The sequence below is a fragment of the Actinotignum inguinis genome (genome assembly GCF_051265835.1).
Classification (GTDB): domain Bacteria; phylum Actinomycetota; class Actinomycetes; order Actinomycetales; family Actinomycetaceae; genus Actinotignum; species Actinotignum timonense.
Genome location: NZ_JBOZDP010000011.1, coordinates 52,521 through 63,441 on the forward strand (window position 1 = coordinate 52,521; position 10,921 = coordinate 63,441).

The 10,921-nt window shown below is 61.5% G+C and carries 9 protein-coding genes; 2 read left to right on the forward strand and 7 right to left on the reverse strand.

Annotation, left to right across the window (positions count from 1 at the left end; all coding sequences use genetic code 11):
* Positions 1 to 45: 45 nt before the first annotated feature.
* From ACRQFC_RS06545 to ACRQFC_RS06555, 3 genes are all read right to left on the reverse strand, one after another.
* Entirely contained in the window at positions 46 to 1,236 is a 1,191-nt protein-coding gene (locus ACRQFC_RS06545; protein WP_284896866.1) for a cobalamin-independent methionine synthase II family protein, read from the reverse strand.
* 550 nt (positions 1,237 to 1,786) lie between these two features.
* Positions 1,787 to 2,578 (reverse strand): hypothetical protein, encoded by a 792-nt coding sequence (locus tag ACRQFC_RS06550; protein WP_435734655.1) that lies wholly within the window; start codon positions 2,576 to 2,578, stop codon positions 1,787 to 1,789.
* Between the two features lie 384 nt (positions 2,579 to 2,962).
* Entirely contained in the window at positions 2,963 to 3,745 is a 783-nt protein-coding gene (locus ACRQFC_RS06555; RefSeq protein ID WP_284896868.1) for a hypothetical protein, read from the reverse strand.
* A gap of 669 nt (positions 3,746 to 4,414) precedes the next feature.
* Between ACRQFC_RS06555 and ACRQFC_RS06560 the strand changes: the two genes are divergently transcribed.
* Positions 4,415 to 5,869, forward strand: a complete 1,455-nt coding sequence (locus ACRQFC_RS06560; RefSeq protein ID WP_284896869.1) for an amino acid permease — start codon at positions 4,415 to 4,417, stop codon at positions 5,867 to 5,869.
* Between the two features lie 194 nt (positions 5,870 to 6,063).
* Here the strand turns inward: ACRQFC_RS06560 and ACRQFC_RS06565 are convergent, their stop codons facing one another.
* The gene (locus ACRQFC_RS06565) at positions 6,064 to 7,455 is read right to left on the reverse strand and encodes an NAD-dependent succinate-semialdehyde dehydrogenase (RefSeq protein WP_284896870.1); all 1,392 of its coding nucleotides are present in this window, start codon (positions 7,453 to 7,455) and stop codon (positions 6,064 to 6,066) included.
* Between the two features lie 457 nt (positions 7,456 to 7,912).
* Here ACRQFC_RS06565 and ACRQFC_RS06570 point away from each other — a divergent pair, with 457 nt between their 5' ends.
* Entirely contained in the window at positions 7,913 to 8,776 is an 864-nt protein-coding gene (locus ACRQFC_RS06570; protein WP_284883109.1) for a hypothetical protein, read from the forward strand.
* A gap of 12 nt (positions 8,777 to 8,788) precedes the next feature.
* On the opposite strand, the gene ACRQFC_RS06575 is transcribed toward ACRQFC_RS06570, so the two are convergent.
* The 3 genes from ACRQFC_RS06575 to ACRQFC_RS06585 all read right to left on the reverse strand — a co-directional run.
* On the reverse strand, positions 8,789 to 9,652 hold the full coding sequence (locus ACRQFC_RS06575; protein ID WP_284883111.1) for a Cof-type HAD-IIB family hydrolase: 864 nt from the start codon (positions 9,650 to 9,652) through the stop codon (positions 8,789 to 8,791).
* A 97-nt stretch (positions 9,653 to 9,749) separates the two neighbouring features.
* The gene (locus tag ACRQFC_RS06580) at positions 9,750 to 10,706 is read right to left on the reverse strand and encodes a ribokinase (RefSeq protein WP_284883112.1); all 957 of its coding nucleotides are present in this window, start codon (positions 10,704 to 10,706) and stop codon (positions 9,750 to 9,752) included.
* An 18-nt stretch (positions 10,707 to 10,724) separates the two neighbouring features.
* A partial coding sequence (locus ACRQFC_RS06585) for a hypothetical protein (RefSeq protein WP_435734656.1) occupies positions 10,725 to 10,921 on the reverse strand: 197 nt, incomplete at its 5' end.

Consider the following 10,921-nt stretch of genomic DNA (forward strand, 5'->3'; position numbering starts at 1 on the left):
GTACTTCAAGGCGCGGGGATCATTAGGCCCGCTGCCCTGGAGACTTTACTTCGAGGCGAGGCGGGCGCCTTCCACGAGCGTCTCAAGCTTCGCCCAGGCGATGGACGGGTAGATACGCCCACCCAGCCCGCAATCGGTCGAGGCGATCACGCGCTCGGGGCCCACCAGCGAGGTGAAATGCTCAATGCGCTGGGCCACCAGCTCGGGGTGTTCCACCACGTTCGTGGAGTGGGAAACAACGCCCGGGATGAGGACCTTATCCTCCGGCAGGGCAATATCTTCCCAAATCTTCCATTCGTGGGCGTGGCGCGCATTGCCCGCTTCGAAAGTCAGGCCGTGCGCCTTCACCTTCAAACACAGATCCACGATGTCGCGGAAGGGAATATCGGTGGTGTGCGGGCCGTGCCAGGAACCCCAGCACACGTGCAGGCGCACGAGTTCCGGATCGATGCCTTCCAGCGCGTAGTTGATCGCTTCAATACGGCGAGCCACCCAGGTGCGGTAATCGGCAACCGCCGGTTCCGGGTTGACCTGGTCCCAGCCTTCAGCCAGCGAGGGATCGTCAATCTGGACGGTCAGGCCGGCATCGGTGATGATCTTGTATTCCTCGTGGAGGGCATCGGCCATCGCGGTGAGGACTTCATCTTCCGACTTGTAATACGTATTGGAAATACGCGCCGCGGACCCGGGAGACAGCGCCGCGATGAACCCGGAAGAAGCATCAAGCCCGTTGGCCTTGAGTGCCTTGAGCGTAAGGTCGACGTCGCGCTGGGTTTGTTCGGCACCGATGTAGGTCACGGGGCCGGTGATGGTGGGCATGGCCACTTCCTGGCGCTTGGCCTGGTGGATTCCCGATTCCGGATCCGTGTAGGCATCCTTGAACCGCTGCCAGTCCCGGCGCTGGTCGAAGGGGACGAGCTCGACCGCTCCCCCGCCCGCGGTGGCAGCCGCGTGGAATTCGTTATCCGTGAATTCCAGCCCGCCCAGGCGCGAGAAGGAGTACCACCACCAGGAACCGTAATTGGTCACTTCGGTCATGACGTGACCGTATTCGCCGTCGTTAATAATATCGAGGCCGATCTCCTTCTGGCGCGCAACAACGCCGGCAACTTCGGCGTCGAGCTTTTCTTTGAATTCACCCTCGCTGATCTGGCCGTTCTGGTGCGCTTCGTTGGTGGCGCGCAGCGAATCGGTACGCGGGAGGGAGCCAACGTGGGTGGTCTTGATCTTCGTCATATTAATATCCTTTGTGCTGGGTGTGGTGATGGAGATCGGTCCGACTCAGCGTATCCCATCAACGATACGACGCCGCAGCGGCGGGTGCTCAGTGAGACGTAACGGACCGGGGCGAGATGTCCTCGCGCGCGGAATCGCCCGAAGGCCAAGTGGAATCCGCGCTAGCCCAGCATTCGCATTCGGGCGGCGGGCATCGTCATGGCAGAGCGAGGATCAGTGAGAACCATGGTGCATCCTTTCCGTCCGAATCGGGGCGCCGGGGCCGTGCCGCCGGCAGTGTTATCAGGTGATGCCCCGTGCGGGCACCCACCTCCAGTAGCCTAGAGGGAATTATTAAGCCACGTCAAACTATTGACCACTATATGAGATGAGGGTTATAAATCGAGGGTCTTGGCGCCGTATCGACCAGACGCGCATTATCCCGCTAAATACGGGGAGTGGACCCGGAATATCCCGGACCCACTCCCCGTGAAACGATGAAACAGTTGAGGATGAATTACCTAGTGGCAACCAACCTCGAAACTGTTGTCAGTGCCAGAGGCAGGTTCGCTTAGGCAAACTTGCGATACGCAACGAAGGCACCGCCGGCCAGGAGGAGCAGAGCAGCCCCACCCGCAGCAACACCGGCCTCAACACCGGAGTTGGCCAGCTTCTTACCTTCAGCCTTCTTGGCTTCGGCCTTCTTCTCAGCCTTAGGATCAGCCTTCTTATCGGCATCCTTCTTGGGCTCAGCCTTCGGGTCGGTCTTAGGATCGACCTTGTCGCCGTCCTTCTTGGGATCAACCTTGGGCTGCTCAGGCTTCGGCTGTTCCACCTGCGGCTTGTCGGTCTTGGGATCCTCGACCTTCACCCCCGGCGTCAGTTCCTTCAGGCGATCCTTCGCGGCAGCACACTTGTACATGTCGTAGTACTCGGTACCTTCAGCACAGAACCAAGTGACATCAAGTTCCGCGTCAGACTTCTTAAGATCGGCAATTTCCGCTTCAAGGGTCTTGCATGCGACGAAGTCGTAGTATTCGGTGCCTTCTGCGCACTTGTACTGCGCATCAAGCTGCTTATCTTCGAGGGCGACCTTGACACTGTCACCCTTCGGAGCTTCCGGCTTTGCTTCATCGCCAGCCGGAGCCGGCTGCACTGCATCTGCCTTCGCCTTCGCGAGAGCAGCTTCGGCATCGGCACACTTCGCCATATCGAAGTATTCCGTTCCCGGCGTGCAGAAATAATCAACGTTGAGCTGAGCGTCCTTTACAGGATCATCAGCAGGGGCAGCGTAAGCTACACCCCCCCCCGCGGCAAGCATGACACCGAAAGTGACACCGGCCGCAATCTTCTTCAACTGCATGTCTACTCCTAAATACGTATGGTCATGGCACCGTTCCCAGTGTTATACCGTGCAAGCTGATCCCATTTGCCAGCTGTGCACTCCACTGAGCACCTGCCACAACAGTCACAATACTTTATTGCGCTCTATCAATATACGGGAAGGATGAGATTATTGAAACTCTGTGCCGATCACCACACCGGATGTATACCCGGCTTATTTACGCGTCACATTAACGAGTCATTACTTCGATTTATCGGAATTTCCCCGAGCCTCGCCTCAAATACAGAATGGGCCCGGGTAAAAACCCGGACCCATTCAGCGTGAAACGATGAAACAGTTGAGGATGAATTACCTAGTGGCAACCAACCTCGAAACTGTTGTTAGCGCCAGAGGCAGGTTTGCTTAGGCAAACTTGCGGTAGGCAACGAAGGCGCCACCGGCCAGGAGGAGCAGAGCAGCCCCACCGGCAGCCGCACCGGCGTCAACACCGGAGTTGGCCAGCTTCTTACCTTCGGCCTTCTTGGCTTCCTTCTTGGGGTCAGCCTTCTTCTCAGCCTTGGGGTCGGCCTTCTTGTCGGCGTCCTTCTTGTCGCCGTCCTTCTTGGGCTCAGCCTTCGGGTCTGCCTTAGGATCGACCTTGTCGCCGTCCTTCTTCGGATCAACCTTGGGCTGCTCGGGCTTCGGGGTCTGGCCCTTCAGAGCGTCAAGAGCCTTCTGAGCATCCGCAACAGCCTTTTCGGCTGCCGCGCGCGCAGCGATCTTGTCGTTGAGGGTAACAACGCCAACCTCAAGCTCGGTCAGCTTAGCCTTGGCATTGGAGACGGCGATCTCGAGCTTTTCGAATTCGTCGGAGGCAGCCTTAATAGCAGCCGCCGCGGCATCAACCTTAGCCTTGGCAGCTTCGTAAGCCTTGGTAGCGGCCTCATCGGTCGGATTGGCATCGAAAGCCTTCTGAGCTTCCTTCAGCTCGGCAACAGCCTTGGCGTGGGCTTCTTCGGCGGGAACAACACCCGGGGAAGCGTCGAGCTTTTCTTCAGCGTAGCTGAGGGTGCCCTTCTGAATCTCGACGTACTTCTTCTGATCATCGAGCTGGGTCTGAAGTTCCTCAGCGGAGGGGAACTCAGCGAGCTTAGCCTTGGCCTCATCCAGGGCCTTCTGAGCCGCCGTGGTATCGGCAGCGGTCACCTGGGGTGCATCAGGCGCGGCAGGAGCAGCGTAAGCTACACCCCCCCCCCGCGGCGAGCATCACACCAAAGGTAGCGCCAGCCACAATCTTCTTCAACTGCATGTCTACTCCTATAAACGTATGTCCATGGCATGCCTACCCCAGAAGAGGCCTTTTACCGACCGATCCCATTCGCCAGCCGTGCACTCCACTGAGCACCTGCCACAACAGTCACAATACTTTATTGCGCTCTATTAATATACGGGAACGATGAGATTTTCGAAACTCTGTGACCATCGTCACTGTAGGTAGTTTAAGCTGCAATTCCGCGCCAAATTAACACGTACTGTTTGTTGAAGAGATGTAATTTACCAGGTAGAAGTGCATGAGCATGCATTAATATACCCGGTTCCCCAAAATCCAACCGAGTGACCATGGGTGTTAATACTGTGGCTATAGTGAAAATTGAGGCCTGTGTCACTCCACAAGCGCAAGATGTTTCACTATGCACGCCGATGGCCGCCAGCTACTCGCCAGAAAGGCGCCACAGCGGCAGGCGAACTACTCGCGGGCAGCGGCTCTCACCCGCGCCCCTTTCCATCACGCGCCCATAATTCCCCACCCGCGCACTCAAGGCGATAAGCTCAAGGCGCTATAAGCACATTCCTCACATATCGGGAAAGACCTCTATGTCCACGAATTCCACGCCGGCACCCGCCGAAACTCCAACACCCGGCACACCCGCGACCGCCGGCACACCAGCACCGGGCACCCACACCAAGTCCCACGCCGCCCACCTGCACCGCGACCTCCACAATCGCCATATCCAGATGATCGCGCTGGGCGGGGCCATCGGAACCGGCCTCTTTTACGGCTCGGCCTCCTCCATTAGCCTGGCCGGCCCGGCAATCCTCTTCGTGTACCTCATTGGCGGCTGCACGATCTACCTTGTTATGCGCGCCCTGGGTGAGATGAGCGTGCACGAGCCGGTCCCCGGCGCCTTCTCCCACTACGCCTACAAGTATTGGAGCCCGCGCGCCGGCTTCATCTCGGGCTGGAATTACTGGTTTAACTACATTTTCGTGGCAATGTCGGAGCTATCCGTCGTCGGCCTCTATATCAACTACTGGTTCCCGGCGGTCCCCACCTGGCTCACCGCGGCCTTCTGCCTGGTGTTTATCACGGCGGTGAACCTACTCGGGGTACGCGCCTTCGGCGAATTCGAATTCTGGTTCGCGCTGGTCAAAGTGGTGGCGATTATCGGCATGATCGTGCTGGGAATCCTGGTGCTCGTCGTCGGACTCCAAGAACCCCACCAGGTTCCGCCCGGAACCTCCTTCGCCGAGCTGGTTTTCCCCAATGGCCTCAAAGGGGCGACCTTCGCTTTCGTCGTCGTTATGTTTAGTTTTGGCGGCATCGAACTTATCGGCATCACCGCCGGGGAGGCGGACGACCCGCGCCGGTCGATCCCCCGCGCCATCAACCTGGTGATTCAGCGCATCCTCATTTTCTACGTGCTCTCGCTCGCCATTATTATGGCGGTCATCCCGTGGCGCTCCATCGACGGGCACGCCAGCCCCTTCGTCCAGATTTTCGATTCGGTGGGGATCACCTTCGCGGCCCATATCCTCAATTTTGTGGTGCTCACCGCGGCGCTTTCCGTCTACAATTCCGGCCTGTATTCCAACGGCCGCATGCTGTATTCCTTGGCGCAACAAGGGAATGCGCCGCGGATTTTCGCCACGCTCTCGCGCGCGGGCACGCCGTACGTGGGAATTTTGACATCCTCAGCCGTGACCGTGGTCGCGGTCATTGTGGTCTTCGCGTTCCCGAGTTTCGCTTTCGGGTACCTGCTGTCCATTGCCCTCATCGCCGGGATTATCAACTGGACGATGGTCATGATCACGCAGCTGAAATTCCGCGCCGCGCTCGGCCCGGAACGCGTGGCGGGCCTCAGCTACAAGCTGCCTGGCGGCCTCGCCTCAAGCATTTTCGTGCTGGTGGCGCTGGCGGCCTGCGTGGTCCTCATGCTGTTCCAAGACGCCTACCGCGTGGCCGTTTTCGTTGGCCCGGCCTGGCTGCTGCTCCTCACCATCGCCTACCAGGTGAAGGTTTCGCGTGAGAAGCGCCATGCGCGCGCGTAATCATTATTAAAGTACGACGACGACCGGGCCGGGATGCTTACATCCCGGCCCGGTGCATCTGGCCCACGGGAGATTGGGCCACCCGCGGCTGCTTGGGGCCGCGGGCGATCAGGAGAGCCAGCGGTCCGCCGCTCGGTCAGCCGCGCGGGTTACCGGCACCGGTGACCGGCGCGGCACAGCGCGGCGATCAGGGCTTAGAATTCGCCGTCGATGGGCGAATTGGCCACCACCTTGATATTGACGAATTCGTGAATACCCAGGTCGATGAGCTCGTGGCCGTAGCCGGAGTTCTTCACGCCGCCGAAGGGAATATCCGCCGCGACCGCGGTGGGATGGTTGAGATAGACCATCCCGGTATCCAGCCGCGCGGCTACCTTCTTGCCGAGTTCCAGATCCTCGGTAAAGACCGAGCCGCCCAGGCCGTAGGGCGAATCATTGGCCAGGGTAATCGCCTCTTCTTCGTCCTTGACCCGGTAAATCTGGGAGACCGGCCCGAAGAATTCCGTATAGCGGCACTTCGCGCCCGCGGGGATGTCCGTGAGGATAGTGGGCTGGAAGAAGTTGCCGTGCTCGGGTAGCTCAATTCCGGCTTCTTCCGCCTTGGCGCCCTCAGCAATAGCTTCCTCGAGCTGCTTGGCCAGATCGCGTTTCGCTGCCGCGGATGACAGCGGTGCCAGGGTGGTTTCCCGATCCATCGGGTCCCCGGCCTTGAGCTGCTTGACGCCCTCCCGGTACTTCGCCAGGAATTCCTCGTACACGGCATCCACCACGATCATGCGCTTGGAGGAGCAGCACACCTGCCCGGCATTCCAATGCCGGCCGGTCACCGCCCAGGCGACCGTCTTATCAATATCAGCATCCTCGAGCACGATAAAAGCATCGGCCCCGCCCAGTTCCAGCGTGGACTTCTTAATGTACTTGCCGGCCAGCTGCGCGATAGCCGCCCCGGCCACTTCCGAACCGGTAAGCGCCACCCCGCGCACCCGCGGATCGGCCAGCACAATTTCCGACTGGTCGTGGGAGAGGTAGAGATTCTGGAAGCAGCCTTCGGGCAGACCCGCTTCGCGGAAAATCTCCACGAAGGTAGCGGCCGACTCCGGAACAATGGATGCATGCTTGAGAATAAGGGTATTGCCGGCGAAAAGCTGCGGGGCAGCCACGCGGACAATCTGGTAGTAGGGGAAGTTCCACGGTTCCACCATGAAGAGCACCCCGAGCGGCTGGAAGAGCAGCTGCACGGAATCCTTCCCGTATTTATCCGAGGGGAGCGTGCGGGTGGCCAGATACTTTTCGCCATTGCGCACGTAGTCTTCAAACATCGCGATGCAGATATCGACTTCCGCTTCCGCTTCCCCGATCACCTTGCCCATTTCCTTGGTGATAATCGAGGCGTATTCAGTGCGGCGTTCGCGCAGCAGATCGGCAGCCTTCTGGAGCACCTGCGCGCGCTGTTCATACGATGTTTCCCGCCACGCCAGGAAGGCGTTATGGGCAACGTCTACTGCCTTCTTGACTTCCTCATCAGTGGCAGTGGGATATTCCTTGAGTGTTTCACCGGTGTACGGACTGACTGTCTTGTACGCCATTGTTCGACCTCCGCGTATCGGTGCGAGCAGACCCGCGGCCCGCCCGCGTAGTGGATATATTCGATGGGCTTCCCGGCGTATCCCGCGCGCCTGACCCCCTGCGCGAGCAGCGCTAATACAGGGACTTAGGGCCGGGTAGAGAGGCGACGGCGCTTCGCTACCCGCGGGAAGAGAGCACATATACGGTTATGAACGGAACGCGGAATCTCCCGCATTCCTACCTATCACTCTACCTATTTTTGGGCACATGTGAGGGGTTTCATATCTCTGGGTGAACATGGGAAAGCCCTGGGACCCCTGTCCCGGTGCTGCGTCGTCGTTCCCATGCGCCTGCGCACAAGCACCTGCCTCCCTGAGTCAACGCGCAGCCGTCCAGCGCACGCCCGTGCGGTGAGGCGCCCGCGCCGCAAGGTGCCCGCCATGCCCGCCGCCGGGGCGCGACCCCTAAACTAGGGGTATGAGTAATACTTTCCCCCAGGGGGCAGACGTGCCCTCGGAACACTCCTCGAATCCGCCCGAGCCCAGCGGCGCTCCCGCGCCTATGCCCGCACCTGCACCTGCACCTGCACCAATGCAAACGCCGGTGCCCGCGGTTCGCACCACCGCGCCGCTGGCGGCCCCGCTCGGCGTGCTGGCCGGGTCCATTATCGGTTTTATTGGCACGGCGCTGCATTTCTGGACTCTGCATATGAGCGCCGGCACCCAATCGGAAGATTTCGGCGTCAAGCTGTGGGAAACCGATACCAAGTCGGTGGCCATTTTCATCACCATCGGGCTGGCCCTGGGCGCGATTGGCGCCTTCGTGGGGCTGGTGCGCCAGGCACCCGCCGCCGTGCGGAAAACGTGGTCCTCGGGCGGCATCGTCGGCGCCGTTATCGTGGGGATTTACCTGGTTATTAATATCAAGCCCTCGGATGCGGATACCATCATTGCTTACGGGCAGGCCCAGGGCGTGGATGTGGATATTACGCCCGGTATTGGCTACTACCTGCTCGCGGTGGCCGCGGTGCTCATGTTGGGCTTCGGGATCTGGCAAATCGCCAAGACTCCGGCCACGGTAGCCAGCGCCGCGCAGCCCGGTACCGATGCCGGCGCCGCTGCGCAAGCGCCCTTCGCCAGCCAGAGCCCGCAGTTCCCGCCGCAGGATCCCGTTTTCCCGCCGGCCCCGCCCGCTGCGCCAGCAGCGGCGTCGTCGCCCGAAAATACGGACCGCGCAGAAAGCGCAGCGCCCGCGGAAACGCAGCCCGCGCCAGAACCGCGCGAGGGTGAAGAACCGCAAGACCCGCAGGCCCCACAAGCACCGCAGGACCCGCACAACTAGCGGCGCGTACGGTTACAGGCCCAGCTCGAAGAGGTCGTTGAGCACGGTGAGCACGCCTTCTTCCGCATTGGAGGGCGCCACGTAGCGGGCGGCCGCCACCACATCGGGCTGGGCATTCGCCATGGCGAAGCTGAAGCGGGCGTGCTCGAACATGGGGATGTCATTATTGAAATCCCCGAAGCACAGGGTTTGCGCCGGGCTGATGCCAAGGCTGGCCTGGAGGCCGGCCAGGCCGGTGCCTTTCGTGGCGGCGGAAGGATTGACATCCGTCCACAGCTGCCCGCTGCGCACCACATCCACGCCCGGCCCGAGGGTTTCCAGCAGCGGTATCACACGCCGGAGCGGGTCGGCGAAACTGAGCACCCCAATTTTGTAAATCCCCTCGGTATGGGGCATGAGGTCAGGGACGATCGCATTCGCGTGGTAGTAGGCGAGGGTTTCGTCCAGGAACGCGCTATCGCGGCGTTCGGCGTAAGCCTTCTCACCGCAGAGCACCGTGCCCACATCCTCGCCCGCCGCGCTGAGCTCGCGCACGATCTCCACCACCCGCGCGCTGGTTTCCCGCGGCAGGGTGGTGGTGGCCAGCGGCTCGCCGTCCCGGCGCACATTCGCCCCGTTCTCCGCGATAATCGGCATGCCTTCCACGTGGGCGGAAAACATATCCGCGAGGGTCTGGTACTGCCGCCCGGAGGCCGGGCAGAAAATAATGCCGCGCTCCCGCAGGCGCGCCACCAGCTCATTGCCGCGTTCCGGGAAAATCTTGCCCGGCAGGAGGAAGGTGCCATCCATATCAACGACGACGAGTTTCACGCTGGCGGCGGCCTCGCGCAGGAGGCTCAGATCGGTAGGTGCGGGCTCGGTAGGTGCGGGAGGCACGAAAAAACCTTTCTGGGTAGTACTGGGGTCAAGCGCCGTGCTTAGTTTTCCGTGGCGGGTACGCGGCGGGAACACCCGCGGCGCCCGCGCCGGTTGTTTAGTTTTCCGCGGCCGCGGCTTCCGTGCCGGCGCCGCTAGCTGCGCCAACACCGGCCAGCGCCACCACATCCGCGCGGCTGGCGGTATAGCCTTGCGCCCCGGAAGCCCCGGTGGCGATAGCGCCAAGCGCCGTGCCCCACCGGGCCGCGGTAGCCAGGGATTCACCCACCGCCAGGGCGGCCGCGAAAGCCCCCACAAAAGCATCGCCCGCGCCGGTGGTATCCACAACATCCACGTGGTGGGCGGGTAGTGCATCGGCCTTGACATCAGCATCGGGCAGGTAGGCGTCAATATACTGGCAGCCGTGGCTTCCCAGCGTCACCACGATGGAACCGCCGTAACGCAGGTGGAGCTGCTGGGCGCGGTCGGTCACCTTGGTCCCCAGGATGGTATCCGCCTCGGTTTCATTGACGATGAGCACGTCCACATTCTCCAGCAGGTGGCCCACCGGGGCGGCCGGGGCGGCATTGAGCACCGTGGTGGCCCCGCGCTTCTTCGCCTCCGCCAGGGCGGCCGCCACCGCGGGTTCGGGAATTTCCAGCTGGCAGACCACAATATCCCCCGCCTGCACCGCGGCGAGGCGCTCCACCACATTCTCCGGGGTATTCGCGGCGTTCGCACCGGCCACCACCACGATGGCATTTTCGCCATCCGCATCGGATTGGATCATGGCCTGCCCGGTGGGTTCACTCACCCGCAGCACGGCAGCCATATCAAGATTTTCTTCCGCGGCGAGCTCCGTGGCAACGGCATCTCCCACCGCATCGCGCCCGAGGGCGGCCACCATGGTGACGGGGATTCCCATGCGGGCCGCGGCAACCGCCTGGTTGAGGCCCTTCCCGCCCAGCGCGGTGTGGGAGCTGAGCGCGGAAATTGTTTCTCCCGGCTCCACAAAATTCTCCACCTTGAGGAAAGTATCGGAATTCATGCTTCCAACAACGAAAATGCGTGCCATGGATACACCCCGTTCTGTTTAGGCTCGTGCGCGGGCGACGGCGCCAATCGCGCGGCTCATCACCCTAATACTACCCGGAGCCGCTCCGGTTCCGGGCGCGCTCACCCAAAGGTGGTACGACGACGCGCGCGGCGCGCAGCGCTCGAGCTGGGCGGCAACGTCGCCCATATCCACGCCCACCGCGGCGAGTTCCTCGAAGACCCGGTGTGCCTGCC